29 protein-coding genes and 2 pseudogenes are annotated in these 25452 nt (G+C 72.4%); 13 read left to right on the top strand and 18 right to left on the bottom strand.

Annotated elements, in window-relative coordinates:
- Nucleotides 1-79 precede the first annotated feature (79 nt).
- Nucleotides 80-868 (top strand): AAA family ATPase, encoded by a 789-nt coding sequence (locus tag ACF08B_RS33050; RefSeq protein ID WP_392320750.1) that lies wholly within the window; start codon nt 80-82, stop codon nt 866-868.
- Between the two features lie 31 nt (nt 869-899).
- Here ACF08B_RS33050 and ACF08B_RS33045 read toward each other — a convergent pair whose 3' ends face one another.
- Entirely contained in the window at nt 900-1691 is a 792-nt protein-coding gene (locus tag ACF08B_RS33045; RefSeq protein WP_392320749.1) for a class I SAM-dependent methyltransferase, read from the bottom strand.
- A 203-nt stretch (nt 1692-1894) separates the two neighbouring features.
- On the opposite strand from ACF08B_RS33045, the gene ACF08B_RS33040 reads away from it, so the two are divergent.
- Entirely contained in the window at nt 1895-2647 is a 753-nt protein-coding gene (locus ACF08B_RS33040; RefSeq protein WP_392320748.1) for a DUF3592 domain-containing protein, read from the top strand.
- Nucleotides 2648-2689: 42 nt separating this feature from the next.
- Here ACF08B_RS33040 and ACF08B_RS33035 read toward each other — a convergent pair whose 3' ends face one another.
- From ACF08B_RS33035 to ACF08B_RS33020, 4 genes are all read right to left on the bottom strand, one after another.
- Nucleotides 2690-2914, bottom strand: a complete 225-nt coding sequence (locus tag ACF08B_RS33035) for a hypothetical protein (RefSeq protein ID WP_392320747.1) — start codon at nt 2912-2914, stop codon at nt 2690-2692.
- The gene (locus ACF08B_RS33030; protein WP_392320746.1) at nt 2878-3336 is read right to left on the bottom strand and encodes a hypothetical protein; all 459 of its coding nucleotides are present in this window, start codon (nt 3334-3336) and stop codon (nt 2878-2880) included. Before ACF08B_RS33030 ends, ACF08B_RS33035 begins: the two co-directional genes overlap by 37 nt.
- 64 nt (nt 3337-3400) lie before the next feature.
- Entirely contained in the window at nt 3401-3865 is a 465-nt protein-coding gene (locus ACF08B_RS33025; protein ID WP_392320745.1) for a DUF3592 domain-containing protein, read from the bottom strand.
- A gap of 103 nt (nt 3866-3968) precedes the next feature.
- On the bottom strand, nt 3969-4904 hold the full coding sequence (locus ACF08B_RS33020; protein WP_392320744.1) for an SDR family oxidoreductase: 936 nt from the start codon (nt 4902-4904) through the stop codon (nt 3969-3971).
- 314 nt (nt 4905-5218) lie between these two features.
- Between ACF08B_RS33020 and ACF08B_RS33015 the strand changes: the two genes are divergently transcribed.
- Nucleotides 5219-6385 (top strand): hypothetical protein, encoded by a 1167-nt coding sequence (locus tag ACF08B_RS33015; protein WP_392320743.1) that lies wholly within the window; start codon nt 5219-5221, stop codon nt 6383-6385.
- Between the two features lie 75 nt (nt 6386-6460).
- On the opposite strand, the gene ACF08B_RS33010 is transcribed toward ACF08B_RS33015, so the two are convergent.
- Complete coding sequence (locus ACF08B_RS33010; RefSeq protein ID WP_392320742.1) at nt 6461-7039, bottom strand: TetR/AcrR family transcriptional regulator; 579 nt, start codon at nt 7037-7039, stop codon at nt 6461-6463.
- A 144-nt stretch (nt 7040-7183) separates the two neighbouring features.
- Here ACF08B_RS33010 and ACF08B_RS33005 point away from each other — a divergent pair, with 144 nt between their 5' ends.
- Nucleotides 7184-7633, top strand: coding sequence for a nuclear transport factor 2 family protein (locus tag ACF08B_RS33005; protein WP_392320741.1), 450 nt, complete (start codon nt 7184-7186; stop codon nt 7631-7633).
- 99 nt (nt 7634-7732) lie between these two features.
- Here ACF08B_RS33005 and ACF08B_RS33000 read toward each other — a convergent pair whose 3' ends face one another.
- From ACF08B_RS33000 to ACF08B_RS32990, 3 genes are all read right to left on the bottom strand, one after another.
- Entirely contained in the window at nt 7733-8404 is a 672-nt protein-coding gene (locus tag ACF08B_RS33000; RefSeq protein ID WP_392320740.1) for a hypothetical protein, read from the bottom strand.
- A gap of 172 nt (nt 8405-8576) precedes the next feature.
- On the bottom strand, nt 8577-9293 hold the full coding sequence (locus ACF08B_RS32995) for a PaaI family thioesterase (protein WP_392320739.1): 717 nt from the start codon (nt 9291-9293) through the stop codon (nt 8577-8579).
- Nucleotides 9290-9637 carry a helix-turn-helix transcriptional regulator gene (locus ACF08B_RS32990; protein WP_392320738.1) on the bottom strand — a complete coding sequence of 116 codons (348 nt, stop codon included), beginning with the start codon at nt 9635-9637 and terminating at the stop codon, nt 9290-9292. Before ACF08B_RS32990 ends, ACF08B_RS32995 begins: the two co-directional genes overlap by 4 nt.
- Nucleotides 9638-9753: 116 nt before the next feature.
- Between ACF08B_RS32990 and ACF08B_RS32985 the strand changes: the two genes are divergently transcribed.
- Nucleotides 9754-10173: an STAS domain-containing protein gene (locus tag ACF08B_RS32985; protein ID WP_392320737.1), complete on the top strand. Its 420-nt coding sequence runs from the start codon at nt 9754-9756 to the stop codon at nt 10171-10173.
- Nucleotides 10174-10203: 30 nt separating this feature from the next.
- Here ACF08B_RS32985 and ACF08B_RS32980 read toward each other — a convergent pair whose 3' ends face one another.
- The 4 genes from ACF08B_RS32980 to ACF08B_RS32965 form a co-directional block, all read right to left on the bottom strand.
- Entirely contained in the window at nt 10204-11931 is a 1728-nt protein-coding gene (locus ACF08B_RS32980) for a SpoIIE family protein phosphatase (RefSeq protein ID WP_392320736.1), read from the bottom strand.
- A gap of 381 nt (nt 11932-12312) precedes the next feature.
- The gene (gene folE / locus ACF08B_RS32975; RefSeq protein WP_392320735.1) at nt 12313-12969 is read right to left on the bottom strand and encodes a GTP cyclohydrolase I FolE; all 657 of its coding nucleotides are present in this window, start codon (nt 12967-12969) and stop codon (nt 12313-12315) included.
- A 1-nt stretch (nt 12970) separates the two neighbouring features.
- On the bottom strand, nt 12971-13429 hold the full coding sequence (locus ACF08B_RS32970; protein WP_392320734.1) for a hypothetical protein: 459 nt from the start codon (nt 13427-13429) through the stop codon (nt 12971-12973).
- 73 nt (nt 13430-13502) lie between these two features.
- The gene (locus tag ACF08B_RS32965) at nt 13503-14051 is read right to left on the bottom strand and encodes a DUF2231 domain-containing protein (protein ID WP_392320733.1); all 549 of its coding nucleotides are present in this window, start codon (nt 14049-14051) and stop codon (nt 13503-13505) included.
- Nucleotides 14052-14173: 122 nt separating this feature from the next.
- Between ACF08B_RS32965 and ACF08B_RS32960 the strand changes: the two genes are divergently transcribed.
- Nucleotides 14174-14941, top strand: coding sequence for a helix-turn-helix transcriptional regulator (locus ACF08B_RS32960; protein ID WP_392320732.1), 768 nt, complete (start codon nt 14174-14176; stop codon nt 14939-14941).
- Nucleotides 14942-15061: 120 nt separating this feature from the next.
- Here ACF08B_RS32960 and ACF08B_RS32955 read toward each other — a convergent pair whose 3' ends face one another.
- The 4 genes and pseudogenes from ACF08B_RS32955 to uppS all read right to left on the bottom strand — a co-directional run bounded on the left by ACF08B_RS32955 (nt 15062) and on the right by uppS (nt 19902).
- A complete protein-coding gene (locus ACF08B_RS32955) occupies nt 15062-16315 on the bottom strand; it encodes a cysteine desulfurase family protein (RefSeq protein ID WP_392320731.1) in 1254 nt (417 codons plus the stop codon).
- Nucleotides 16316-16517: 202 nt separating this feature from the next.
- Nucleotides 16518-17417: a hypothetical protein gene (locus tag ACF08B_RS32950; RefSeq protein ID WP_392320730.1), complete on the bottom strand. Its 900-nt coding sequence runs from the start codon at nt 17415-17417 to the stop codon at nt 16518-16520.
- A gap of 289 nt (nt 17418-17706) precedes the next feature.
- Nucleotides 17707-19215, bottom strand: a complete 1509-nt coding sequence (locus ACF08B_RS32945) for an oxygenase MpaB family protein (protein ID WP_392320729.1) — start codon at nt 19213-19215, stop codon at nt 17707-17709.
- Nucleotides 19216-19217: 2 nt separating this feature from the next.
- Nucleotides 19218-19902: pseudogene (gene uppS, locus ACF08B_RS32940) on the bottom strand (polyprenyl diphosphate synthase).
- 374 nt (nt 19903-20276) lie between these two features.
- On the opposite strand from uppS, the gene ACF08B_RS32935 reads away from it, so the two are divergent.
- On the top strand, nt 20277-21281 hold the full coding sequence (locus ACF08B_RS32935) for a mechanosensitive ion channel family protein (RefSeq protein WP_392320728.1): 1005 nt from the start codon (nt 20277-20279) through the stop codon (nt 21279-21281).
- A gap of 105 nt (nt 21282-21386) precedes the next feature.
- Here the strand turns inward: ACF08B_RS32935 and sigJ are convergent, their stop codons facing one another.
- The gene (gene sigJ / locus ACF08B_RS32930; RefSeq protein ID WP_392320727.1) at nt 21387-22325 is read right to left on the bottom strand and encodes an RNA polymerase sigma factor SigJ; all 939 of its coding nucleotides are present in this window, start codon (nt 22323-22325) and stop codon (nt 21387-21389) included.
- Between the two features lie 85 nt (nt 22326-22410).
- On the opposite strand from sigJ, the gene ACF08B_RS32925 reads away from it, so the two are divergent.
- The 6 genes and pseudogenes from ACF08B_RS32925 to ACF08B_RS32900 form a co-directional block, all read left to right on the top strand.
- On the top strand, nt 22411-22818 hold the full coding sequence (locus ACF08B_RS32925) for a hypothetical protein (protein WP_392320726.1): 408 nt from the start codon (nt 22411-22413) through the stop codon (nt 22816-22818).
- A gap of 154 nt (nt 22819-22972) precedes the next feature.
- Nucleotides 22973-23425 (top strand): phosphatase PAP2 family protein, encoded by a 453-nt coding sequence (locus ACF08B_RS32920; RefSeq protein WP_392320725.1) that lies wholly within the window; start codon nt 22973-22975, stop codon nt 23423-23425.
- 246 nt (nt 23426-23671) lie between these two features.
- Nucleotides 23672-24043 carry a phage holin family protein gene (locus tag ACF08B_RS32915; protein WP_392320794.1) on the top strand — a complete coding sequence of 124 codons (372 nt, stop codon included), beginning with the start codon at nt 23672-23674 and terminating at the stop codon, nt 24041-24043.
- Entirely contained in the window at nt 24040-24519 is a 480-nt protein-coding gene (locus tag ACF08B_RS32910) for a DUF3618 domain-containing protein (RefSeq protein WP_392320724.1), read from the top strand. Before ACF08B_RS32915 ends, ACF08B_RS32910 begins: the two co-directional genes overlap by 4 nt.
- A gap of 233 nt (nt 24520-24752) precedes the next feature.
- Nucleotides 24753-25025, top strand: coding sequence for a hypothetical protein (locus ACF08B_RS32905; RefSeq protein ID WP_392320723.1), 273 nt, complete (start codon nt 24753-24755; stop codon nt 25023-25025).
- 50 nt (nt 25026-25075) lie between these two features.
- Nucleotides 25076-25390 (top strand): annotated as a pseudogene (locus ACF08B_RS32900) (ornithine decarboxylase); the annotation flags it as partial.
- Nucleotides 25391-25452: the final 62 nt, after the last annotated feature.

The following is a 25452-nucleotide window of genomic DNA, read 5'->3' as shown; positions in this document are numbered from 1 at the left end:
GCGCACCCCGTGGGTGCGGGAGGGGCTGTAGCGTGACGGCGAAGCACGACCCCGGCCCGTGAAGTGTGGTGTGTTCCCGATGGCGTCCGCTCCCGGCAGGTTCATCCGGCAGATCCGGCTGGCCCCGGGCGTCGACGACCGCCGCTACCCTTTCAGCCTTCCCGCCGTGCGGCGGCTGGCGCGTTCCGGGGCGCTCACCCTGCCGCCGGGGGTCACGTTCCTGGTGGGGGAGAACGGTGCCGGCAAGTCGACGCTGATCGAAGGGATCGCCGTGGCCGCCGGGTTCAACCCGGAGGGCGGCAGCCGCAACTTCAGGTTCGCCACCCGCGCCACCGAATCCGAGCTGGGTGAGCACCTGATCCTGGCCTGGGACGTCCGCAAGCCGCGTACCGACTTCTTCCTGCGGGCGGAGTCCTACTACAACGTGGCCAGCGAGATCGAACGGCTCGACGCGGCCGGAGGACGGCCGCTGCTGCCGGCCTACGGCGGAGTGTCCCCGCACGAGCGCTCCCATGGAGAGGCGTTCCTCGATCTGGCCACCCACCGCTTCGGACCCTCGGGACTGTATCTGCTGGACGAGCCGGAGGCCGCCCTCTCCGTCCAGAGCTGCCTCGCCCTTCTGGCGCGTATGCACGAACTCGCCGCGCAGGGCAGCCAGCTCCTGGTGGCCACCCACTCGCCGGTGCTCCTCGCCCTCCCGGGCGCGACCATCCTGGAGATCTCCGACGACGGCGGACTGGAGCGGGTCGCTTTCGAGCAGGCTCTCCCCGTCCGTCTGACCCGCGAGTTCCTCGAAGCACCGGGCCGGTTCCTGAAGAACCTGCTGGGCACGGGCGGGGCCGACGCGAGCCGGCACAGCTGGTACTGAACGCCCAGGCAGGAGCCGCAGCGGCCGCGGTTCACGGTCCGGGCCGGCGGCCCCAGGCGGTGATCAGGCCGGGGGAGAGGTCGGCGAGCGAGGGCGAGGAGAGGTAGTCCAGCGCGTCGTCCAGTTCGCTGGCTGTCAGCGCGCCGCCCTGTTCGAGGGCGTCGCGCATGCTCAGCCAGGTGTTCTTCCAGAACGCGGTGATGGGGGCGTCGACGGTCAGCGGGGGCAGGACGACCTCGGCGCCGACGTCGGCCAGCCCCAGCCGGCTCAGGATGTGGGGATAGTCCGTCATCCAGGTGACGTCGGTTCCGATCGTGTCCCGCAGCACCTGCCACATCGCCTCCATAACTCGTCGGTAGGCGGTGTGGGGCGAGTCGGCCGTGGTCAGGTCGAGGGCGTCACCGACGACCAGCCAGCCGCCCGGGGCCACCCAGCCGGCCAGGCGCGCCAGCACCTCCGCGTGCTGGGGCAGGTGCATCAGGACGAATCGGCAGTGGACCAGGTCGAACCGGCCCGGGTCCAGCGCCGGGTCGGTGATGTCCCCGGCCATCGTCCGCAGCACGCTGTCCTGGGCGGGGCGCACGAATCGGGGGTCGCGGTCGAGGGCCAGCACCTCGTCGGCACCGGCCTCCTCGGCCAGCCAGCGGCTGATCGTCCCGGTGCCGGCGCCCACGTCGAGGCAGCGCCACCCGGGGCCGACGCCCAGGGCGGCCAGGCGTGCCCGGCTCACCGCGTCGTAGGCCAGGGCGCCGTAGTCGATACGCTCGGCCTCCCCGGCCCGGTCAGGGGGGAAGAGGTCTTCGCCGTAGTGCCCGCCCTCCACTGCAACTCCTTCCCACCCCTCGTCGGAAGGGGCCCCGTGTGCCTGCGGCGGAGCCGCGATGCACCAGTGTCGGCGTGAGTTCCGAGGGGCGGGCGGGCGACGGGCGGCGGTGTCCCCCGGATGGCGGCGAACTCGAACGCGGGCAGGGAAAGTTCCGTGCGGGACCAGGACAACCTTCGGCCGATCCCGATCGTCATTCGATCATGTCGCAGATTCTCACCGGCCGTCGCTCCAGCGCGAAGTTCGACTCGGACGGCGTCCGCATCACCCGCTCCGGCCAACAGGTCGACATACCGCTTCCCGCGATCGAGGCCGTCCGGGCCGCGGAGGCCCGGACCGTCGAGATCGTGCTCACCGACGGTACGGTCCACCGCGTCGAGGGAGACAACCCGACGGCCACCACCGCCTTCGTCGATGCCCTGAGCGCCGTACTGCCCGAGAAACGGGACCCGTCCAGCCGCGCCGTGGTCACCGACACCAGCGCGCCGCGCGACCCGGGCCTCTACGTCATCGGGGGCCTGCTCGCCCTTCTGTCGCTCGGCTACATCGGGTACGCGGTGTGGGTGGCCCGCTCGCACGGAGCGCGGGTGGTCGGAGTGATCATCGGTCTGCTGCCCCTCCTGTTCGGCGCCGCCATGCTGTTCACGGGCGTGCAGGAGGCCTTCCGCCGGATCGTGCTGGCCCGGCGCGGCATCACCGTTCTCGCCGAGGCCGTCGGCAGGGAGGGCAAGAAGAACGTCGTGTACCGGTACACGACCGTCGAGGGCGACGACCGTACGTACTCCTGCAAGCGGAACCGGCAGCGCATCCACGTGCTGTACGACCCGCAGGCGTCCTGGCGGGCCATACACGCGGACTGGCTGCCGTTCGTGCTGGGCCGGGTCGTCGTGCTGATCCTCGGGTCCTTGTTCTGGCTGTTCGTCGGCGTCGTGATGATCTTCGGAGTGCTGTGGTGACCCGCGGCCGATCACGGCCCGGTGGCCCGGTGGCCCGGTGGCCTAGAGGCCGCCGCGGTACGCGCTGCGCAGGAGGTCGACCACGCCGAGGACGACCGCGGTGTCCGTACGCCCGCAGCTGCCGTCGATCAGTCCGGCGACCGCCGCGGCCAGCCGCTCGGCGTCGAACTCCGCCCCGCCTCGCGCCATGTTCAGCACCCTGTTGAGCTGCTCCAGGCGTACGGCGGTCTTCAGCCCGTCACCTGCCTTCCACGGTTCGGCCAGCACCAGGGTATGAGCTGCCGCACTTGGTCGGCACCGAGCGTGGTGCAGGCGGTGCGCACCGCGTCGATGAAGCGGGGCACCCCCCACAGCACCAGGGTCAACTCCTGCAGAGCCGTGGTGAGCGTCGCCTTCCGCGTGACGGCGACGGAGCTGTTGCGGACGTCGAGGACGGACGGGAGGAAGACGCTGAACGAGCCGCGCATACGGTTGACCGAGTGTGCCTTGAACACCAGCCGGTAGTTGGTGAGGAAGGCGCGGCCGCCGATGGCTTCCTTGCCGTCCATGCCGACCAGCCACATCAGGTCGTCGAAGGCGAACCGGGAGAGTCCCGACTCCCGCACGTCGATCACCGCGTTGGCGTTCTTCTGCAGGACGACGTGTTCCCCGGGGAACAGGTCCTCGGGCGCCAAGGACAGGAACGACAAGGTCTTCCTCCGTCTTCGTTTCGTTGTGCCGTCGGCCGGTGCGAACGCCTCCCCGCGACCGGCACTAGCTCCGTCTGCGCGTCACCAGCGCGACGACCGTGCCGATCCCCGCCGCCAGCAGCCCGAGCCCGCCGAAGACGAGCGGCAGCAGCCAGAGAGAGGCGAACCCGTTGATCCGCGCGTCCTCGGGGGCGTCCGCGCGGTAGAGCACCTCGACCCGCTCACCCACCTCGTACGAGGGCGGGTTGGCCCCCGTGGAGCTGCGGAACCGCGTCGGCGTGCCTTGCGCCGGTGTGAACTCGACCACCGGGTACGCCGCGGGCCGGTCGTCGCTCCGGTTCCGCCGGGAGGAACTGCTGTGGTCCTTCCGCCAGTCCAGGTCGACCACCGTTCCCTGGGCGCGCTTCGCGTCGCTCAACAGCGAGATCGACTGCACCGCGAGGACAAGTCCGATGACCAGGAACACCGACCCGAACGCGATCGTCCCGAAGACGATCCACCGGCGGGCCTTTCGCCCGCGCGCCTGCACCCGCACAACGTCCCTCTCACTCGTTCGGAGTGAGAGGGACGCTATCCCAGTGGTCCCGGTGGCCGTACTCCCACCCCGGGACATGTGTGGCCCCGCACCTGCCCTAGGGCTCGGTGGGCGGGCGCGTCGTCGACCGGTAGGAGTCCCAGTCGGCCCGGCCGCCCTCGCCCAACACGCTCACATCGGCCGCGAGTTCGGTGCGGGAGCGGGTGCGCAGTTCGCGTCGCGCGACCCGGGCGACCACGGCCGGGAAGAACGGCCGCAGGGGCTGGCACCAACGCAGCCACGGCGGTGCGTAGATGTAGGGGGCGCGCCGGGCGATGCCGGCGGTCAGCCACTCGGCCACCTGCTCCGGTGCGTGGACGCGGCGGGCGAAGCCGGGCTGGTGGCGGCGCAGGGCCTTGAGCACGGGATGCTCGTCGATGCCGGCGACCATGTCGGTGCCGGTCCAGTGGAGGTAGGCGACACCGACGGCGATCCGGTCGGGCTCGACCTCGCCGCGCAGGGCCTGGGCGAAGGATTCCGCGCCGGCCTTGGAGGCGCAGTAGGCACTCATCATGGGAGCGGAGCCGAAGGCGGCGGTGGAGGCGATCTGGAGGAAGTAGCCGTGCCTGGCCGCGAGTTGGGGGAGGAATGCCCGGGCCGTGTTTGCGGATCCGACGAGATTGACGTCGACGACCCGCTCCCACAGCTCCGCCGGAGTGTCGGCGAACGGGCCGCCCGCGGCGATGCCGGCGTTGGCCACGACCACGTCGGCCGGGCCCAGTTCGTCGGCCACCCGCCGGGCGGCGGCCGCCAGCGCGGCGCGGTCGGTGACATCGGCCTCCACACACATGCTCCGGTTCGGCAGGGAGTCCGCCGTCCGGCGGAGGGTCTCCTCCTCGCGTCCCAGCAGAGCGAGGCGCATGCCGGCGTCGGACAGCTGCCGCGCCAGAGCCGCACCGACCCCGCGCGCGGCTCCGGTCACGACCGCGACCCGCCCACGCAGGGGTGCGCGGGCTGCGGAGCGGTGCCCGCCCACGCCGAAGATGTCGCGCATGTGTCGTCCTCATCCACCAGTTCGCCGGATCACGCAGCCGTCAGTCGACGTATGCCTCACGAACGGCACGCCCTAACGGCGGGCGGGGCCGGTTTCGCGCCCGGCACGGCGTGTCCGGGCCCCGCCCGACGGTCGGACGCCGCGAGCGCCGCGGGTGCACCGTCGGGCGAAAGGCCCGGCCGTTCGGCCGGGGGAGTGGTGTCGCCTGAGTAGGTGTACTCAGGCAAGGCCGGCCGGGAACCGGCAGAATGCCCGCCATGATGTCTGGAGAGCCGGCCGGAGGGGCACCTCGGGGCCTGGGCGGGGGAGAGCACATGACGTACCGGCGCGCGGTGATACCGGCACTGGTCGGGGGACTGCTGATCACACTGCTGTTGTGGTGGGCGGGGGCCAGCACGCGAGCACTGCAACTGCCCGGAACCGGTACCGTGTTCGACGCCCAGTCCGCGAGCGAACTGCGACGCTGGCTGGCGCCCTGGGCGTACCCGTCCCGGGACATGCCGCCGTCCGGCGGGTCCACGGAGACGACCTGGACCGCAAGCACCCAGTACGCCGATCTGTACCGCACCGCCATGCAGATCAGGTACGTGGCGGTCTTCGCGTTCTTCCTGGCGGGCGCGCTGCTTCTGCTCCGCAGGATTCCGCCGACGCGGGGCCGTACGCCGGCCACGCTGCTCGCGCTGTGGGCCTGGGGGCCGGTGGCCGGAACGCTGGCGGTGACGGTCTCCGCGCCCTGGCTGATCGCCTCCATGGGACGCGGCAGCTTCCGGGTCCTGCCGCAGCTGGCGAGTGTGACCGCATCGAGCGGGCCGGTCGTGGTGTTCGCCGCGTTGCTGGCCTCCGTGCTCACCGTGGTCGCAGCGCGGCTCACCGCCAAGGGCACCGATCCCGTGCCCCGGCGGAGTGCCCCGCCGCGCGCCGCTCGTCTGGCGGCGAGCGCCGGGACCGCGGTGATCGCGTTCTCGCTGGTGATCCTGTCGTACGAGTCGGTGGCGGCCCGGATCCAGACCTCGGCCGGCGGCTCGGGGCTGCTGTCCGAGCCCGGAGACCTGCTGCGACAGTGGCTGCTGCTGGGCGGCTGGACGGGCCCGTCGACCACGCCGCTCGGCCACTGGCTGCTGTACCGGGCGGCGGACGTGGTCATGCTGGCGGTGGTGTGGTGGGCGCTGCGGGTGCTGCCCGGCCTGCTCACCCGCACCACGGCCCCCGCGATGGCGGTCGGCGCGGTCTGCGCCACCGTGCTCGGCCTGCTGGCGAGCCAGCTCCTGCACATGGCGATGGACGACACCGTCACCGTGTGGGGTCCCGTGTATCTGTTCTCGAAGCTCGGTGAGAACGTGCCGGCCGCCCTCACCTTCGGTGGCGCGGCCGGACTCGTGGCGTTCGGCGTCCTGCGGCTGGCGGGTGGCGCGCTACCGGTGGCCGCCGGGCAGCACCCCGGCGGTGAGACCAGGACCGTGGCGGAGGACGTCCACCGGTGAGCCGGGACCGGGGCCCGGGCCCGCGGGCCGGCCGCTCACCGTGGTTCGTCAGTGCGGCCGAAGCCCCGTAGTTCGTCAGTGCGGACGAAGCCCCGCGAAGACCACCTCGAAGATCCGCTCCTGTCCGGCGGGGTCCGCTCCGAGCTGCTCCATCGCCCTGCCGATGCCGGCCAGCAGGGCGAGCAGCTCCGGCAGGCTCAGCTCCGGGCGGACCGCCCCGGCCCGCTGGGCTCCGGTCAGCAGTTCGCCCAGCCGATCCCGGATCGCCGCACTCGACTCCCGCAGAGCCGATCGGACGTCCACCCCGGCCGCGGCCAGCGCCTCCACGAAGTCGCTCTTGCCCACGGACTGTTCGACGAGCAGACGGAAGCAGTCGAAGAACGCCTCCGCGGGTGCGGACCCGGTGGTCAGCCGCTCGGTGCGGGCCGCCATCGTCTCCAGCCGGCGCACCATCACCGCTTCCAGCAGTGCTTCCTTGGTCGGGAAGTGCCGGAAGAGGGTGCCGACTCCGACCCCGGCGGCCCGGGCGATCTCCTCGGTCGGCACGCCAACGCCCCGGGTGGTGAACACCTCGGTGGCGACGTCCAGCAGGCGGGCCCGGTTGCGGGCGGCGTCGGCCCGCATCGGGCGCGGGGGCCGTTGAGCGTCGCCCATCGTTCCCACCTCTTCTCGTCGGCTTCAACAGCGCGCTGATCGGCTTCAACCGCAGGCTGGACAAACGGAGTTGGCAGTCCGTATCGTCGAAAACGGAGTAGCCAGTCCGATTCCAGAGACGGTTTGCCGACCCGGGGGTTTGTCATGTCCGAAACGCGGTCACCGCGCGAAGTGTTCCACAAGCTGCTCGAGGGCATCACCGACGGACGGTTCTCCGAGCTGGCCGAGCTGTACGCCGAGAACGTCGTGGTGGAGACCGTCTTCGAGCCTGTCGGGCCGCGCCGCTTCGAGGGGCGAGCCGTGCTCATGGAGCGGTTCGCCATGGTGGCCGCGCACTCGCCTCTCGAACTGTCCGCGACGAACGTGGTGGTGCGGGAGACCGACGACCCCGAGGTGGTCGTCGCCGAGTGGGACTACCGGGTCCACCACCGGGTGACCGGGCGGACCTTCGAGGCCGCCAACATCCAGGTGCTGCGCGTCCGTGACGGTCTGATCGTCGAAAGCCGCGACTACCACGACCACTTGGCCCTCATCGTGGGCGGTGACGGCCTGTCGGAGCTGGTGACGGCGCTGGACGGCAAGCGGCGCGCGTGACGCACCTGGCCAGGCTCGCCCGGGTGCGCGCCGGCTGCCGGGTGTGCGCCCGCCGGACCGGCTATACGCGGTCCGGCAAGGCGGTGACGGGCCCGTCGGTCAGGGCGTGAACACCTCGTCGAGGTGGTCGATCGCTCCGTCGTCGCCCAGGTGGTACTTGAAGACCAGCCCGCTGTCGGGGTGCGCTTCGAGCCAGTCGAGGAATTCCTGGACCCCGATGTGCTGATTCTCCGTGCCGGCGACGATGGGGTCGGTGGCGGTGACGTAGGCGGCCTGGTCCATGGGCAGGTAGACCTCCTTGCCCACGGTCTCGAACGGCGCGCCGTCGGAATCGGCGGGAGCACAGCCCCAGTTGCCGTACTTGACGATCAGGCCGAGGGAACCGCCCTCGGGGGTGTAGCGGTAGACCGCGATCTCGTCGGGGGAGATGGGCATCTTGTGGTCGCATCCGCTGGTGCCGTCCGCGGCACTCGGGGCGGCCGGCTCGGCGGGTGCCGGAGTGGCGGCCGCGGACGGCGACTTGGCGCTGCCCGGCGCCTTGGTCGGTGTCGCGGCGGGCTTCGCGCCGGCCGTGGTGGAGCCGGTCTTCGTACCGTCCGCCGCCGGCTCGGCCGTCGCGGTGGGGCCGCCGGCCGAAGAGGTGTCCGTGCCGCCGTCTCCATCGCAGGCCGTGAGCGTCAACGCCAGGACGGCGATGGCGGACGCGCTCACCACGGTCCGATGGAGAACGGCGATGGGTCTCCGGCGGACGTTCTGTCTGTTTCTGGCCACGGTGGCCCCCTTCTGCTCCTGCTGGTCGCAGCCTCTGTCAGGCTGATGCCTGTCGCAGAGACGGATGATTTCAGGCCAGGACCAGTTGCGGCGGACGGGGGGTCGTTGCCGACTCGTGACGAGCCTGCGCACGCGGGGGACGCCTTCGTGGTCGCGGTGCGGGCCGGGAGCGCTACCGGGGGTCCACCCACAGCGCCGAGGCGTGGGCGCAGAGGTCGCCCGCCGCCGTGGTCAGGGCGACGCCCATCCGATGCTTGCGCCCCTCCTCCGAGACGACCCACGCGTACGAGATCAGCCGCGCCGACACCGGCACCGGCCGGAGCAGTTGCGCGGTGAGTGACGCCGTCACCGCCCCCTCCCGCATGCTGCCGAGCAGTCGGCCCGCAGCGTTCCCGGGGCAGTCGAGCGCCCCCCACACCAGTTCCGGCCGCAGCTCCCCCTCGGCGCCGGCGAGCGCCGGTCCGGCGGTCCAGGCGGTGGCCACGAGATCCCGTCCCGGTACCACTCCGCAGTGCTGGCGCAGCCCGGTGTCGGGCGTACGGTCGAGTCCGCATCCGAAGCAGTCCACGGCGCCTGCCGGCGGAGCCGCGCGGTACGCCTCGGCCGCCGCGTACGCCTCGTCCCAGGAGGGCGGTTCGGGGATGTCGAGGCGCACCTCGTCGGGCGTCGCGACCGCGAGCAGGCCGTCCGCGCCGGTCAGTACGGCGCCGCCGTCGTCGGTCCCGGTGAGTTCCACCGGCACCTCCACCGGCGTCGGCCGCCGGAAGTCCACCCGTACGGTCTTGGCCGGCGCGCGCCCGGCGAGGACTCCCGCCACGTACCCGCCGTACGCCACCCCCGGATAGCCCCGCAACCGGCCCGGCACCGTGATCGTCCCGATGTCGGTCATGCGCCCGCCTCCCCCTCGTCGGACGGCGCCGTCCGGCCGGCCTCGTCATGGGCGAGCAGGGACAGGAGCGAGGCGACGGTCAGTCCCAGCCCGGCCTCCGCCGGGTGGCGGAGGATCTTGCCGGGGTCGATCCGGTAGGTGTTGGACCGGCCCTCGCGGGTGTGGGAGAGGTACCCGTCCTGCTCCAGATCGCTGATGATCTTCTGCACCGCGCGGTCGGTGAGCCGGCAGTGCGCGGCGATGTCGCGGATGCGCGCGTTGTGGTCGTCCGCGATGGCCGCGAGTACGCGGGCATGGTTGGTCAGAAAGGTCCATCCGCTGTGTGGCTCGGGCACTCCGTCCATGCCGCCAAGTCTAAGGGTCCGCGGTTCACGCATTCAAAAACACGTACTTTATTTCGCGCATTGGGTGACGTATTTTGGCTCCCGGGGAATCTGGCCACCAGATGTCGGAGGGAGCCATGCAGAAGCCGGCCGAGTACCACAAGTCCCTCATAACGCGAGGTTGTCTCCCGCGAGACGGAGGAAGCGGCCCCGGTCCCCTGCCACCGGGCCGGCTGGTCGTCTCGTACACTTCCGTCGGGCCACGGACACGTGCGACGGTCCGCGGCGAGCTCGACCTGAACGCCGGGCGCCAGCTGCACCCAGCGCTGCACCGGGCGCTGACCGGTTCGGCCGAGGGCCTCGACCTGGACCTCAGCAGACTCGACTTCTGCGACTGTGCGGGTCTGAACGTCCTGCTGGACCTGCGGCGGCAAGCCCTCCGGCAGCACAAGACCCTCACCGTCTCCGCCGCCGGCCCCGCGGTCGGAAGGCTGCTCGACCTCATCGGGGCGCGTGAGCTGCTCACCGACCCGGGTGCGCGCTCCGGCCGGCCGTGAGGCACCGCCCGCCCGCCGGAGGCACGCCGTTCAGCCGTCGCCCGCACCGCTTCGTGGAGGGATGCGCAGGGCGAGGAGCGCGACGTCGTCGTGGCCCGGCGGGCGGACACGGCGCAGGAGCTGGTCGGTGAAGGACGGCAGGCGGCGGTGGGCGAGGGCGGCGGCGTGTTGCCGCAGTCGGCGCAGGCCCTCGTCGAGGGGCTCGCCGGGCGCTTCGATGAGACCGTCGGTGTACAGCAGCAGGGTCGAGCCGGGTGGCAGCACGGTGGTGGCGTCCGGGCGGGGCAGGTGGACCCCGGTGCCCAGCAGCAGGCCGTGGCCGTCGGTGAGGTAGTCCGCCAGCCCGTCGTGGGTGACGAGCAGCGGTGGGGGGTGGCCCGCGTTGGTCCAGGACAGTCGCCAGTGTCCGTCGGCGGTCTGGGCGAGGCGGGCGAAGATCAGGGTGGCCATGGCCACGTCGGTGATGTGGTGGATCGCCTCGTCGAGCCGCTCGGTGACCCGGCTGGGCGTGTCCTGCTGGGACCAGGCGTAGGCACGCAGCATGTTGCGCACCTGAGCCATGCCCGCCGCGGCCTCCAGATCGTGGCCGACGACGTCTCCGATGGCCAGCGCGGTGGCCCCGTCGGACAGGGTGAAGGCGTCGTACCAGTCGCCACCGACCTGTGAGGCGTCCGGAGCGGGCAGATAGCGGACGGTCAACTGGAGCCCGGGCACGCGCGGCATCTGGGGCAGCAGGTGCTTCTGCAGCGTCTCGGCGACCGCTCGCTGGCGTTGGTAGAGGCGGGCGTTGTCCAGCGCGAGGGCGGCCCGGCGGGCGATGTCCTCCAGCAGGGACAGGTCGGCGACGGTGAAGTGTCCCGGCCTCCGGGCGCGGCCCAGCGTCAGGGCACCCAGGACGTCCCGGGTGCTGCGGATGGGCGCGATGGCCGCCGAGTGGATGCCGGTGGCCTCGAACAGCCGGCGCTGTTCGACCGCGATGCCGGAGTCCGGGGCGCCCCGGTAGGTCTCGGGTCCGGCCAGGGTGGAGGCGACCCCGCGCAGGGCACGGGACAGCGGCATCGGCGACTCCTCCGGAATCGGCGGCATCGGTCCCTGGAGGTCCTCGTGCCGCACCAGAACGTCACCGTCCGCCTGCACCACCGAGGTCCGCCACACCTCGTCGGCCTCGGTGATCAGATCGATGACGACCCAGTCCGCCAGGCGGGGCAGGACCAGTGCCACCAGTCGGCGCAGCGCCTCGTCGACGTCGAGAGTGGAGGTCAGTCGCGTGGTGGTCTCGGCGAGCAGGGACAGCCGTTCCAGGTCGGTCAGCGATTCGGCGGCTTGGTCCGCGCCCGGTCCGGTGCCGTGCGCCTTGTCGAGGCCGTGGAAGACCACGAGCGCGCCGGTTCCGTGATCGCCCATGGCGTACGGGGTGATCATCCAGGAGATGGGCAGCAGAGACCCGTCGCCATGGGCGAAGTAGTCCTCGTCGGCCTGTGCCGGACGTCCGGCGTGGAACGCCTGCCGCATACTGCACTGCGTCGCGGGCAGCGACTGCCCCGAAGGGCCGCGGTGCAGCAGGTCATGGGCGTCCTGGCCGATCAGTTCGTCGGTGCGTCGGCCGAGCAGCCGTGCGGCGCTGGTGTTGGCGGCGACGATACGGCCCTGGTCGTCCACGGCGTAGGCGGCGACGCCGATGGCCTCCAGGGTGATCTGGCCGGCGGGTATCGCCTCGGACCGAACCTCGGGAACATCCGCCTCGTCCTGCCCCGTCATGCCCTCGCCTCCTGGATGTCGAGCCCGTGACCTCGGCGCCGTGTCCGCCGGGCGCCCGGCTCTGTCCTCCCACGCCTTCACCCCTCGTATGCCCAGCCGTCGCGAAAGAACCAGCCGTGCCGTCCGGCGATCTTGGTGGACGGGCGGTCCGGGCTGGTCTCAGACGAGTGCGGGCCGTCGCCCGACGCGGCGGCGCTGCGAAAACGGGTTCCCCGTCGGATGCATCCGGCGTTCAGGTCGTCACGGAACTACGGGTGAGGGGACGGGGCGACCTACCCGTCCGAGCGCCCGCTGCCATGAGGGATGCACGGGAGGCGGCGCGCTCCTGGGCCCCCTTGCACGGCGGTGTGGGGGGCCCGGTCCGACACCGGGCTCTCCCCGTCAGTGGGCGGCGCCGGTGAGCGCGAGGAACTCGCCGCGGGACCGCGCGTCGGAGCGGAGGATTCCGAGGAGGGTGGAGGTCATGGTGCTGGACCCGGTGGCCCGGACACCGCGCAAGGTCATGCAGGAGTGCTCGGCCTCGATGACCACGCCGACACCCTTCGGCTCCAGATGGGTCTGCAACCAGTCGGCCACCTGCTTGGTCAGGCGTTCCTGGACCTGGGGGCGGCAGGCGAAATGCTCGACGACGCGGGCCAGCTTGGACAGCCCCAGGATGCGGGTGCCGGGCAGGTAGCCGACGTGGGCGGTACCGACGATCGGCAGGAGATGGTGCTCGCAGACGGTTCGGACCGGGATACGGCGGGCCAGGACGAGCTCGTCGTAGCCCTCGTCGTTGGGGAACGTCGTCAGGTCGAAGGAGCGGGGTGCGAACAGTTCGGCGTACGCGCGGGCCATCCGCCCCGGCGTGCCCCGCAGGCTCTCGGAGGCGGTGGAGATGCCGAGGGCGTCGAGGAACCGGCCGGCGGCCGCCTCGGCGGCCGCGATGTCGATCCCGGCGGTCTCGTGGACGACGCGCAGGGCGGGCCGTGCGGTGGCCTTCTCCTGGTCGTCGAGCGGGACTGTCCGGGCGGTGGCGGGGTGGAGGTGCTCGGTCATGTCAGCTGCCTCCCACGCCCAGGGCGGTGAGCAGGACCAGGAGGAGGGTGGCGACGGCGAACAGGCCGTGTGCCACCACGACCGGCACCGGGAAGTGCCGTTCGGCGGGGACGGCGTCATCCGCGTTTGCGGCCGCCGCGGTGACGTGCGGCCCCGCGCCGGTGGCCGGTGCACGGTGGACGGGAATCCAGCGCGCCAGCATCACGAAGCCGAGGAGCGCCACCGGCAGCAGCAGGACGAAGGCGGTCCAGGCGAGGGCGGCCTCGTCGGCCACGACGTAGACGATCCACACCACCAGTCCGATCGCGGCCAGGGCGAAGTGGCCCAGGACGGCCGGGGCGGGCAGACGACTGGTGCCGGTCCGCTGCTGCCGGATCCCGCCGCGCTGGACCCAGGTTCCGAGCATGTAGAAGCCGCCGAGGGCGGTGACCACCCAGGCGATCAGTGCTGCGATGTCCATGAGGTGCTCCCAGAAGGAAGTGGGGGTCGGACACGGCCGGCGGGCACCGGCCGCAGGAGGGGAGCCGGCCGGCTCACACGCTGGAACGGGTGCTCGTCCGGCCGGGGTCGGGGGTGAAGCCCTCGGCCTGGGTGCGCTCGTCGGCCACGCGGACGCCGTAGCGGTACGCGAGCTTGCCGCCCAGGAAACCCGAGACGCCGAGCGCCGCCACGCTGAGTGCCGACAGGACCAGCTGCCCGGCCCCGACCCCTCCTCCGTCGGCGTGGGCGCCGTACCGCCACAGGAAGTTGCCGGCGTAGGCGGCGGTCACCAGCAGGTTCAGCGTCATGTGCACCAAGCCGGTACGGAACGCGGGGGTGCCGGCGGGGATCGCGAACAGGTCGAGGAAACCGACGGTGGCCGCGAGCAGGGCACCGATCACCCCGACCGCGATCAACCACTGCGAGGAGTGGGTCAGGAATTCCGGACGGTGCACGACGTGCGACGCGATGTCGAACACCAGGCTGGTCACCCAGGCCCCGATCGGCACGGTCACCAGGATCGGGTGGAACGGGTGGCCGTAGGGCCCGGCGAGCAGCGCACTGACCGGGCGCTTCGAAGGAAGCCGTGTTTCGTCGGCCATCGCAACCTCCTACGTAGTTTCACCAACAAATCTTGGTCTTATTACGGAGAGGCGTCAAGACGCGCACGGCACGAGGCTGGGGCAGGGCTTGTGCCCAGGCCGGTGGGAGTTACCGTGGTCCTGTGGCTTCCGATCCGACTGTGCGGGCCGACGCGGCCGAGAGCGCCATCGACTCCGTCAGCGTCCTGAGCGAGGACTCGCGGCGACGCATGTTCGCCTTCATCCGGCGCGCTCGCCGCGCTGTCACCCGTGACGAGGCCGCCGCCAGCGTCGGCATCTCCCGCAAGCTCGCCGCCTTCCACCTCGACAAGCTCGTCGACGCGGGCCTGCTGCGCGCGCGGTACGAGTCGCCCGGCGGGATCCGCAAGGTCGGCCGGCAGCCGAAGGTGTACGAGCCCACCGGCGCGCAGATCACGGTGAGCATCCCCGACCGGCGCCACGAACTCCTGGCGGACCTTCTCCTGGAGGCCGTGCTGACCGAGGGCGCGGACGAGAAGGCGGAGCAGGCCGCGGTACGGACCGCCGGGCGGCGTGGCCATGAGCTGGGCGCGGCCGCACGGGAGGAGACCCGCCCGGGCCGTCTGGGCCCGGAGCGTGGGCTGACCGCCTGCGAGGGCCTGCTCGACGCGTACGGCTACGAGCCCGTCCGGGAGACCCCCACCCGGCTGCGGCTGCGCAACTGCCCCTTCCACCCACTGGCCGCGAAGGCTCCGGCCCTGGTCTGCGGGATGAACCAGGCCTTCCTCAGCGGGTACCTCGACGGCCTCGAGGTCAGCGGGGTCGAGGCCGTCCTCGCCCCGACCCCGGGGGAGTGCTGCGTACGGCTGGGACCGAACGACACCGCCCCCGACGACACCGCCCACGGCGACCCGGGGGCCGACGACCGCTGACGCCACGCGGGCCGCGTTCTTTTCCCGGGCGGGCGGCGGGAAGTGGGCGGTGGGCGGTGGGCGCCGTCCCGGCCCTGCGGCCTGCCCTCCCCCCGGCGCCATCGGTTCGGCCGGGGCGGGTCAGTGCCCGGCAGCCGCCTCGATGAGTGCGTTCGCCGCCGTCTCGATGCCCGCGGGCGTGGACCAGCGGCCCAGCGTCAGCCTCAACGCCCCTAGCGCGCTGGCCGGTTCGAGTCCCATGGCGGTCAGCACCGGCGACGGGGTGTGGGTGCCGCTGTGGCAGGCCGAACCCGTCGAGGCCGCGACGCCGTGCGCGGCGGCCAGGAGTTCGTGTCCGAGCACGCCGTCGATGCGGACGTTCAGGGTGTTCGGCAGGCGCGCCTTCTCGGGGCCGTTGAGATGGACGCGGCCGGGCAGTGCCGTCCTCAGCCGCTGATGGAGGTCGTCGCGCAGGGTCGCGATCCGGTCCGGTGTGCCGTCGTCGAGCTCATGGGCCGCGACACGGGCGGCGGCGCCGAGGGCGACCGCCAGGGCGACGTTCTCCGTGCCGGCCCGCAGCCCCTGCTCCTGCGGGCCGCCGTGGACCACGGGCTCCAGCCGCACGCCGTCGCGCACATAGAGCGCGGCCACGCCCTTCGGCGCGTACATCTTGTGCCCCACGACGGTGAGGAGGTCCACGCCCAGCTCGCCGACGTCGAGCGGGATCTTCCCCGCCGCCTGGGCCGCGTCGCAGTGGAAGAGAGCCCCGCGTTCGTGCGCGAGGGCGGCGAGTTCGGTGACCGGCTGGAGGGCGCCCGTTTCATTGTTGGCGGCCATGACCGACACCAGCACCGTCGCCTCGGTGAGCGCGGAGGCCAGCGCGGCCGGGTCGACCTGCCCGTCGCCGTCGACCGGCAGCACGGTGACGCGCGCTCCGTGCAGGCGCTCCAGGGACCGGCAGCTCTCCAGCACGGCCGGGTGCTCGGTGGCCTGCGTGATCACATGCGGCCGTGAGCGGCCGGAGGCCAGCACCGCGCCGCGCACTGCGAGCAGGTCGGCCTCCGAACCGGAGCCGGTGAAGACCATCTCGCCGGTGCGGGCCCCGATGAGGGCGGCGACCCGGGCCCGGGCCTCACCCAGCGCGCGCCGGGGCTCGGCGCCGTAGGGGTGGCTGCTGGAGGGGTTGCCGAAGAAGCCGGTCAGGTACGGGATCATCGCCTGGACGACCCGTGGGTCGACGGGCGTGGTGGCGTTGTAGTCCAGGTAGACGGGTCCGTCGGGCGGCCCGGGGAACGGCGGCGGCACGGCGGCGGCGTCGCCCCGGCCGGTCATGCCGTCGTCGAGGCGGACCGCAGGTGTGCTGGTGCCCTCCACCGTCGTCCTCCGTGGATCCATGGAACAGCGTAGGTGAGGGTGGCGCGCTGCGGCCACGGCTCCCTCACACCATTACGGATCTTGGAGGACTGCTCGTGGATTTCCCTGCCGACGGGCTGAGCGTGTCCCGCCCCGGCGAGGCGGGCCCGCCCCGGGGGCGGACCCGTCCATGAGCGCAACACCCGGATGGCGCCCGGGTGTTGCGCTCACACTCCGACAGGGGTCACGGACGCCAGTCCGCCTCCAGGTCGTGGGAGTCGGTCTTGGTGAGCTGGGTCAGGCCGGTGCCGTCGGCCCGCACCAGATAGAGGTGTTCGGGGTCCGCGTCGTCGCCACCGCCCCGGGTGAAGACCAGACGCTTGCCGTCCGGCGACCACGAGGGGTTCTTGTCGTTGCGGCGGGACGCGGTGATGCGGTGCAGCCCGGTGCCGTCGGGGCGGACGAGGTAGAGACGGGCGAAGCCGGAGGAGTCCACGCGGCTGAACGCGATGCGGTTGCCATGAGACCAGTCGGGCGTCCAGTCGTGGGAGCCGGACCCGGTGACCGGTGTCTGCGCCAGGGTGGACAGCCGGATCCGCATCACCCTGCTGTGCCCGCTGGCGTCCGCACGGTTGAACGCCAGGTACGTGCCGCCCGGCGACCACGTCGGGTGGAGATCGTCCGCCGCCGTGTGGGTGAGCCGAACGGCCGGTGAGCCGTCGATGTCGGCCACGTAGATCTCGCGCTGGGTGCCGACCGGCTTGGCGTAGGCGATGCGCTTGCCGTCCGGGGACCACGCCGGGTCGGAGGCGCCCTTGGTGCCGGGAACGGCCTTCAGCCCGCCGCCCGTGGTCTTCATCGTCCAGATGCCGTCGACGGCGCCCCCGGATCCGTAGCGGACGAAGGCCACCCGCTTCCCGTCCGGGGACCAGCTGGGCATCACGTCGCTGACGGTGGCGGTGTGGGTGAGCGCGACGGGCGCTCCGCCACCGGGGGAGATCGCGTACAGGTCCTCGACCGGCGCGGTCGCGGTGTAGCGGGCGAAGACGATCGAGTGGTCCGTCGCCGCCCCCGCGTCCGCCGCCCCGCCGAGGGTCAGCGGTACGGCCATGGCGAGCGCCGTGGCCGCGACCGTCGCCCGCACGCGCCGCCTCGTGCCGCTCGCGCCGGATCCACCGGCGCTCCGAATCCTTCCGACGGGTCTTCCGTCGCGCTGCTGTCGGTACGTCAAGGTGTCCACCCCGTTTCCTCCCGGCGGCCCCCCGCGGGCCGCTCCGGGCGGTAAAGATCCCACCGGGCGGAGCGGCAGGGAAGCGACGGCGCCCGGTGGTACGCGCCCTGTGACATGTTCCGTACGCCGCTGTCACACGGGACGGGCGCGGCGGCCGTGGACCGGGCCCGACCAGGTCCACGGAGGGTAGTCCGGACGCCGCTCACGCGTCCGCGAGGAGTGGATCGAAGAGGGCTGAGCGGTGCCGGCCCGACATGAACGCGAGGAAGTCGTTGATGAACGCGCTCCGGCCGTAGGTGCCGTCGGCGGTGTCCATGTCGTGGTGGAACGCGGTGCGGAACAGAGTGCGGTACTCGTCCGCGTCGATGGTGCCGTTGCCGTCCTTGTCGGTGGCGGCGAAGAGGACCTCCGCGACCTTGATCAGTGCCGGTCCGGCCAGCCGGGGCACCGCGGCCGCGTACTCGCCGGCGCTGACACGGCCGTCGCCGTCGGTGTCGAGAGCCGCCTGCAGTTCGCGCCACCAGTCGGCACAGGCGTCGTAGAGCCGCGTCTCCTCGGGTTCGTCCAGGTCCAGACGGGTGGACAACTCCCGCGCCATGGCGGCGAGGTCGGGCCAGTCCAGGTAGCCGTCCCCGGTCTGGTCCAGCACCGCGCGGAAGAACTCCTCCGCGCCGCGCCGAGTGGCCGTCGCCCGGGTGGGCTCCGGATCCGGCAGCGGAGTCATGAGCCGGATGAGGGCTCCGGCCCGCTTCATCCTCTTCCGCAGGGCGGTGATCGTCCGTGCCCGCGGGTCGTCGCTGTCGGGGGAAAGGGCCAGCAGGTCGGCGACGGCGTCCGCGCGGATCCAGCCGTCGGGGAGGAAGCGGGCCAGGCCGGCGGTCAGATAGGCGCCCTGCATCAGGGTCTGGGCGCCGGGCACCTCGGGCAGGCCCGCGCGCCTGCGGAACGGCTCCGGGAGGGAGGCCACGGTGATCGCGCCGATGAGCGGCCCGGCGACGGCCCGGCCGGTGGCCCACAGGGTGGGCAGACCGGTCAGCAGCGGAGGCGCCGGGAGGTGGTCGAACAGTTTGTACAGGATGATGCGCATGGCCTCGGTGTTCTCCAGCTCCTGCGCGACCACCCGGTCGTAGTAGATCCAGAACTCGCTGACGGTGGGCGGCAGCAGCCCGGCGTCGTCGCCCAACGCGGCCAGGTAGGCCCGGAATTCGGCGTACAACCGCTCCACGACGTCCTCGCCGAGGGGCTGCCCGCTCAGCCGGCACATGGTGACGGCACTGTCGAACAGGGTCGCCACCACCCAGGCCCGCACTTCCGGGTCCATGGCGTCGTAGGGCCTGTTCTGCGCGTCGGTCCCGTTCAGCCGCGCGTGCAGACGGTTGAGGCGCGCCGCCTCCCGCGCCCGCACCTGCTCGTCGGCGCCGAACATGCGCTGCAGGCTCGTGAGGGTGTTGCGCAACCGCCGCCAGGGGTGGGCGACGAACGTGGAGTTGTCGATCAGCGCGCCGCCGATCTGCGGGTGCGCGGCCTCCAGCACGGTCGCCCGGACCATGGCCAACGCCCAACGCGGGTCGCCGAAGAACTCGTTGAACCAGGACCCCTCGCCGAACAACGACTCCTGGCCTTCCTCGACGCCCGGACGGGCGGAGGCGCCGTCAGGCCCACTGGCGTCCGCGTCGGTGCGAACCGGGCGGCCGTCGGCTTCGGTGCTCATGATCAGAGTTCTCCGTTCTGCGTCGGCAGCACGTCACCGAAACGGCGGTCGCGCTGCTGGTAGCTGTGCAGGCACTCCAGGAAGTGCGGCGCGCGGAAGTCGGGCCACAGCACGGGCGGGAAGACCCACTCGGCGTACGCGACCTGCCAGAGCATGAAGTTCGAGATGCGCTGTTCCCCCGAGGTCCTGATGACCAGGTCCACATCGGGTGTGTCGGGGAAGGACAGGTGCGCGGCGAAACTCTCCTCGGTCACCTCCTCCGGCGAGAGCCCGGCGCGGATCAGCGACCGTGCGGCCTCGACGATGTCCCGGCGCCCGCCGTGGTCGAACGCGACGGTCAGGGTCATGCCCGGGTTGTCTCCGGTCAGGGTCGTCAGGTCGGCGAAGTCCTCGGCCAGCGCCCGGGGGATCCGGGGGGTCCGTCACACCGAGGAACCGGCAGCGGATCCGGCGGGCGTGCAGCAGCGGCGCGTGCTTGCGGACGACCCGGCGCACCAGCCGCATGAGGAAGTCGACCTCGGTGCTCGGGCGGCGCCAGTTCTCGGTGGAGAACGCGTACAGGCTCAGCCACTCGACCCCCGCGGCCCTCGCCGCCTCGATGACGTCGATCACCGTGGTCTCCGCCGCATGATGACCCGAGGTACGCGGCAGTGACCGCTGCGTCGCCCACCGTCCGTTGCCGTCCATCACGCACGCGACGTGACGCGGAACCCGGCGGGGCCGCCCGGCGGACTCCGGACTAGGCAGAGGCGGAGGGCTGCCGTCACTGTGCCGAAACGCACCGTTCGCGCCCTCTGTCACGCTGACGACCTCACCCCTCACGGCCGACCGTCCCGCCGCATGGACGGGGAACGGATCACTTCGAGCAGCGTGTCAGTTGCCGATCCGACGGACCGTGGGAGTTGACCCCGTTCACCCCTGGAACAGCAGTCCGGGCCGGTGCCCTCACCCCGCCGCCCGGGCCACGCGGAACGATCCGGCCGCATTCGGCGATCATGATCCGTGTGACACGGGGTAGGCACGGCCGGTGAATCGTGAACCATTCGAAGAACGGAGGCACTGTGCCGACACCGAACCCGCTCGAACCGACCGGTCCCGTCGCCGCCGACAGGCTCGCCGTCGCGTGGCCGGGCTGGATGCGTGAGCACGCCGCGGCCTGGGTCGAAGTCCCGCTGCGCATCGCGCTCATCGTGGTCGTCCTTGCCGTCGTCCGCTCGGTCGCCAAGCGGGCGATCACCCGTGTCGTCCAGCACATCCTGGAGCCCTCGGGCGGCGACGGCGAGGCACGGCGGCCGCGTTCGGACCGTGGGGTCGCCGTCCTCCATCGCGACCGCTCCCGTGCCCGGCAGCGACGTGAGCAACGGGCCCGCACCATCGGCTCCGTGCTCAGCAGCGCGGTGACCATCGTGCTGTTCCTGATCGGGACGGCCATGATCCTCGACCAGGTCGGCATCGCCCTGGGGCCCCTCCTGGCCAGCGCCGGCGTGGTCGGCCTGGCGATCGGCTTCGGTGCGCAGAGCCTCGTCGCCGACTACCTGTCGGGGCTGCTCATCATGATCGAGGACCAGTACGGGGTCGGTGACTCGGTCGATCTGGGCGAAGCCGTGGGAGAGGTCGAACACGTCGGTATGCGGTTGACCCATGTGCGTGACCTCAACGGCGGTCTGTGGCACATCCGCAACGGCGAGATCCTGCGCGTCCGCAACGACAGCCAGGACTGGGCCCGCGCCGTCCTGGACGTCGCCGTGGCCTACAACGCCAACCTCGACGACGTCTACCGCGTGCTGGAGGAGGCGGGACGCGCCGTGCGCCAGGACCCCGCCTTCACCGACCTGCTGCTCGAGGACCCCACCGTGTGGGGCGTGCAGTCACTGGACGCCGACGGGGTGGTCGTCCGTATCGCGGCCAGGACCGTCCCCCTGCAGCAGTGGGCCGTCACCCGCGAACTGCGCCGCCGGGCCAAGGACGCCCTCGACGCCGCCGAGATCGACATCCCGTTCCCGCAGCGCACCATCTGGCTGCGCACCGACGACTCCGCGGACGAGGGCGTGTCGCCCACGCGCTGACAGCGCGCCCGTTCCCGCATATCCCCTGAGCGAGGTGGCCGTCGGTGCCCGGTCGTCGGCGGCCCGCAGGGTCCCACCCCCTCGCCGCTCGCGGACAGGGAGAGGTCAGCTCCGACCGTCTTCCGTCCACGGGCGGAGCTTCTCCGGATTGCGGACCGCCCAGATGCGGGTGATGCGGTCGCCGGCGAGGTCGAAGGCCGCCACGGTCATGGTGACGCCCGAGCGCTGGGCGACCAGGCCGGGCCGGCCGTTGACCGTCCGCTCCAGGAGCGTCAGCCCGGGGGCGACGGTGGCGATGTGGATCAGGTACTGGGCGATGCGGTCGCTGCCCTCGACCGGGCGGCGGACGGCGCCGACCATCCCGCCGCCGTCGGCGGCCATCGTGGCGTCCGGGTCGAGGAGGCCCACCAGGGCCTCCATGTCGCGTGCCTCCCACGCCTGCTTGAAGAGCCGCACGAGACCGGCCTGCCCGGCCTTCGGGACCGCCGGTGCCTGTGCGGCGCGAACACGGCGGCGGGCGGAGGACGCCAGCTGCCGGCAGGCCGCGGGGGTACGGCCGACGATCTCGGCGATCTCGGCGAAGGAGTACCGGAAGACGTCGTGGAGGACGAACGCCACACGTTCGGCCGGCGTCATCGACTCCAGCACGACGAGGAAGGCCATGTCGACCGACTCGTCCAGGGTGATCCGGTCCGCCGGGTCGGCCCCGTCGCCGCCCGCCGGCCCGCTGATCCACTCCGTACGGTCGGGCAGCGGCTCGGGTATCCACTCGCCGACGTAGCGCTCGCGCCGGACCCGCGCCGAGCCGAGCAGGTCCAGGCAGATACGGCCGGCCACCGTCGTCAGCCAGGCGCCGGGCGACCGGACGGCCTCCTGCTGCTGCCGTGACATCGCGTACCAGCGGGCGTAGGCCTCCTGCACCGCGTCCTCGGCCTCGGTGAGTGAACCGAGCAGCCGATAGGCGACGTTGACCAACTGGCGCCGCTCCCCGACGGCCGTCCCGGGCCCGGATCCGTCGTGCCCCTGCTCGGGTGGGGTGCTCATGTCGCCTCACATTTTCCGGGCCTGCGTCGTCGGACCACCGAGACACTACCGATCACCGCCGTGAGGCAGAGAAGGGGACCACGCCATGGCCATCACCCGGACTACGGCGCAACAGCGCGGCCTTACGTTCCTTCAGGTCGCGATCGCCCTGCAGACCTTGTGCATCTTCTTCCAGGCGGTCACCGCCGGAGTGCTGCTCTCCTCGTCCCACGGAGAGGTGCTGCACGGTGTCGGAGCACGCGTGATGTACGGCGCGTCGATGCTGTACGTGCTCGCCGCGGTCCTGGCGTGGAAGCCGGGCGGAGGGTCGCCGCGACCCGTCCTGCACGCCTCCGGCTTCCTCGTACTCGCCTCCGTGCAGGTGGTGTTGGGCATAGCGCACGTGCCGTTGCTCCATGTGCCGCTGGGAGTCACGATGTTCGCCCTGAGCGTGCTGGCGCTCGGGCAGGCGCTCGCCGCCCGGTTGCCGGGGCGCGCGGGGGACAGGCCGTAGCCGCCCGAGCGACGGACGGGCCAGGCATACGGCGGTGACCTCGGGATACCTGCCCCTCATGAGGATTCCGGCGGGTTTGTACGACGCTGATCGGTCGCTGGCCAAACAGGCTGCCGCACACATTCCCCCTGATGTCGGCAGGGTGTTGTCGGCGGTGGAGGAAGCCGCCGAGAGCACGAAGCTGTGGTGGGGCGCCGCCGTCGCGATGGCATGGCTGGGCGGGCGGCGCGGCCGCAGGGCGGCGGTGACCGGCCTGACCGCCCTGCTCCTCGGCCAGCTCGTCGCGAACGGCCTGGGCAAACGGCTGGCCGACCGGCCTCGGCCGCCGAAGGAATGGTTCCCCCACGACGAGGTGGACGACCGCCCCGACTCGTCGTCGTTCCCGTCCGGTCACACCGCGGCCGCCGTGGCCTTCACGGCGGCCGTGGCGTCGGCCTGGCCCGCCGCCGGGGCCGTATGCGCGCTGCCGGCCGCCCTGGTCGCGCTCGAACGGGTGCAGAGCGGTGCGCACTATCCGACCGACGTCGCCGGCGGTGCCGTCATCGGCCTGGCCGGCGCCTGGCTCACGCATCGAGCTCCGCGTCCGATCGCGCGCCACCCGGCCTAGGGCGGCCCCCCCAGCGCGAACGTTCCGGCACGCCGGTCGAGTCCCGCATCGGGCTTCCGTCCCGTCCGGGACGTCGAGCGACGATTGACTCGCCCGTTCGGGGTACTCGCGCGCTCGTCGGACGGCCGGGCGAGGGCCCCAGCCCGGCCTGCGGAAACACAGAGGAACGGAGGTGACGCCGTGTCGACCACGCAGCCGCACGACACCGCATCCGAAGGCAGTGTGGACCGCTCAGGTCAGGAGCCGGTGGGCGAGTTGGTGCAGCGGGCGTCGCAGCAGCTGACGGAGCTGGTGCGGGGTGAGCTGAGGCTGGCGCAGGCGGAGATGAAGGAGAAGGGCAAGCGTTACGGCAAGGGGGGTGGCCTGTTCGGCGGCGCCGGCGTCGTCGGCTTCCTGATGCTGGAAGCGCTGGTCGCCACCGCCATCGCCGGGCTGGCGGTGCCGTTGCCGGTGTGGGCGGCGGCACTGATCGTCACCGCGGTGCTGGGTGTGATCGCCGCGGTGATGGCCATGAGCGGAAAGAAGCAGGTCGACCAGGCCGCGCCGCCCGCGCCCGAGCAGACCGTCGAGAACGTGAAGGCCGATGTGGCCACGATCAAGGAGAGTGCGCACCGATGACCCAGCCGCCCCACGACGAGCCCTCGGCCTCCAGCCCCGAGGAACTGCGCGAGCAGGTCGAGCAGACCCGGACCGAACTCGGGCAGACGGTCGAAGCGCTCGCTGCCAAGGCCGACGTCAAGGCGCGCACGCAGGAGAAGGCCGCCGAAGTGAAGGAACAGGTCGCCACGAAGGCGGGCGAGTTGAAGGTGCAGGCCGCGCTCAAGGCCGGTGAACTGAAGGCCAAGGCCGCCGACTTGACGCAGCAGGCGCAGGACAGGCTGCCCGACCCGGTGAAGGACAAGGCCTCCCGCGCGGCGGAGCAGGCCCGGACGAAGGCGGCCCGGGCCGGTCAGCTGTGGGAGGAGAAGGCACCCGAACCGGTACGGCAGAAGACGGCCCGGGGCGCACGCGCGGCGCGGGACAACCGCAACGTGCTGCTCGCGGCCGCCGGCGTGGCCGCCGTGGTGTGGCTGGCCTGCCGCCGGAAGGGATGAGCCGGCCGCGGGCGACCCGTATCGCCTGCGGCCCGGTCGGCCGGCCCCGGCGTTCCCCGCCAAGGCCGGCGCGCACAGGAATGGAGGAGGGCCGGCAGGGATACCCGCACCTGACGGGTACGGACACCCGGCCCTCCCACCTGGCCGGTACGGATCCCCGGCCCTCATGTCCCGCCGGTACCGACACCCGGCCCTGCCCCTGCGATCAGCACCCGACGAAAGACGCCCACCTCATGTCCGATCAGCAAGCCTCCGCCGCTCTGACGGCCGCAGCGGTCGTCGCCGTCGTCCTGGTCGCCCGCGCCGCGGTCCTCCACCAGGGCGGCCGTGGCCCCACCGCCCGTGCCGTCCGGCGGCTGCGCCACCGCCTCACCTCCGGCACGGTGCACGCCGCGCCGTCCGCGGCGGGAGTCCCGGACGACGCCTTCTCCCCGGTGCTGGAGGCGGAACAGCACGTGTACGGCTACTGGCAGCAGGTCCGGACGCGTCCGGAGCCGCCCGAGTGACTCCGACGACCCGGGGAACCCGCGCGGCCATGGCTGTCGACCACACCCGAGCACCCGACCTCGCCCCGGGCGCCCGGGTGGACGTGCCCGCGCCGGCCGAGCTGCGGACGCAGCAGGTCCGGTTGCCCCGCGACGCGTTCTTCGGGCCGGCGGAGCACGTGCCGACGGCCGAGGCCGCGGGGCGCGTGGCAGCGGAGATGATCACGCCCTACCCCCCGGGGATTCCCGCCGTACTGCCCGGTGAACGCCTCACGGAACCGGTGCTGCGCTATCTGCTCACCGGGCGGCAGGCGGGCATGAACCCGCCCGACGCCAGTGCCCCGGACCTCAAGACGATCAGGGTGGTCGCACCGGCGGCCGACTGACAGGGTCGGACGAGTCCGCGGGCGCCGCGGAGCGGGGAGGCGGCCGGGGGACCGGCTGCCTC

The sequence above is a fragment of the Streptomyces sp. NPDC015139 genome (assembly GCF_043079785.1).
In the GTDB taxonomy this organism is placed as follows: domain Bacteria; phylum Actinomycetota; class Actinomycetes; order Streptomycetales; family Streptomycetaceae; genus Streptomyces; species Streptomyces albidocamelliae.
The sequence above is the reverse complement of the archived record's forward strand: the minus strand, read 5'-3'. Positions and strand labels throughout refer to the sequence as shown.

Bases quoted from the DNA above. Each gene is read 5' to 3' on its own strand.
- ACF08B_RS33050 (WP_392320750.1), top strand. From the start codon at position 80: ATGGCGTCCGCTCCCGGCAGGTTCATCCGGCAGATCCGGCTGGCCCCG.
- ACF08B_RS33040 (WP_392320748.1), top strand. From the start codon at position 1,895: ATGTCGCAGATTCTCACCGGCCGTCGCTCCAGCGCGAAGTTCGACTCG.
- ACF08B_RS33020 (WP_392320744.1), bottom strand. From the start codon at position 4,904: ATGCGCGACATCTTCGGCGTGGGCGGGCACCGCTCCGCAGCCCGCGCA.
- ACF08B_RS33015 (WP_392320743.1), top strand. From the start codon at position 5,219: ATGACGTACCGGCGCGCGGTGATACCGGCACTGGTCGGGGGACTGCTG.
- ACF08B_RS33010 (WP_392320742.1), bottom strand. From the start codon at position 7,039: ATGGGCGACGCTCAACGGCCCCCGCGCCCGATGCGGGCCGACGCCGCC.
- ACF08B_RS33005 (WP_392320741.1), top strand. From the start codon at position 7,184: ATGTCCGAAACGCGGTCACCGCGCGAAGTGTTCCACAAGCTGCTCGAG.
- ACF08B_RS32995 (WP_392320739.1), bottom strand. From the start codon at position 9,293: ATGACCGACATCGGGACGATCACGGTGCCGGGCCGGTTGCGGGGCTAT.
- ACF08B_RS32990 (WP_392320738.1), bottom strand. From the start codon at position 9,637: ATGGACGGAGTGCCCGAGCCACACAGCGGATGGACCTTTCTGACCAAC.
- ACF08B_RS32985 (WP_392320737.1), top strand. From the start codon at position 9,754: ATGCAGAAGCCGGCCGAGTACCACAAGTCCCTCATAACGCGAGGTTGT.
- ACF08B_RS32980 (WP_392320736.1), bottom strand. From the start codon at position 11,931: ATGACGGGGCAGGACGAGGCGGATGTTCCCGAGGTTCGGTCCGAGGCG.
- folE (WP_392320735.1), bottom strand. From the start codon at position 12,969: ATGACCGAGCACCTCCACCCCGCCACCGCCCGGACAGTCCCGCTCGAC.
- ACF08B_RS32970 (WP_392320734.1), bottom strand. From the start codon at position 13,429: ATGGACATCGCAGCACTGATCGCCTGGGTGGTCACCGCCCTCGGCGGC.
- ACF08B_RS32965 (WP_392320733.1), bottom strand. From the start codon at position 14,051: ATGGCCGACGAAACACGGCTTCCTTCGAAGCGCCCGGTCAGTGCGCTG.
- ACF08B_RS32955 (WP_392320731.1), bottom strand. From the start codon at position 16,315: ATGGATCCACGGAGGACGACGGTGGAGGGCACCAGCACACCTGCGGTC.
- ACF08B_RS32945 (WP_392320729.1), bottom strand. From the start codon at position 19,215: ATGAGCACCGAAGCCGACGGCCGCCCGGTTCGCACCGACGCGGACGCC.
- sigJ (WP_392320727.1), bottom strand. From the start codon at position 22,325: ATGAGCACCCCACCCGAGCAGGGGCACGACGGATCCGGGCCCGGGACG.
- ACF08B_RS32925 (WP_392320726.1), top strand. From the start codon at position 22,411: ATGGCCATCACCCGGACTACGGCGCAACAGCGCGGCCTTACGTTCCTT.
- ACF08B_RS32910 (WP_392320724.1), top strand. From the start codon at position 24,040: ATGACCCAGCCGCCCCACGACGAGCCCTCGGCCTCCAGCCCCGAGGAA.
- ACF08B_RS32905 (WP_392320723.1), top strand. From the start codon at position 24,753: ATGTCCGATCAGCAAGCCTCCGCCGCTCTGACGGCCGCAGCGGTCGTC.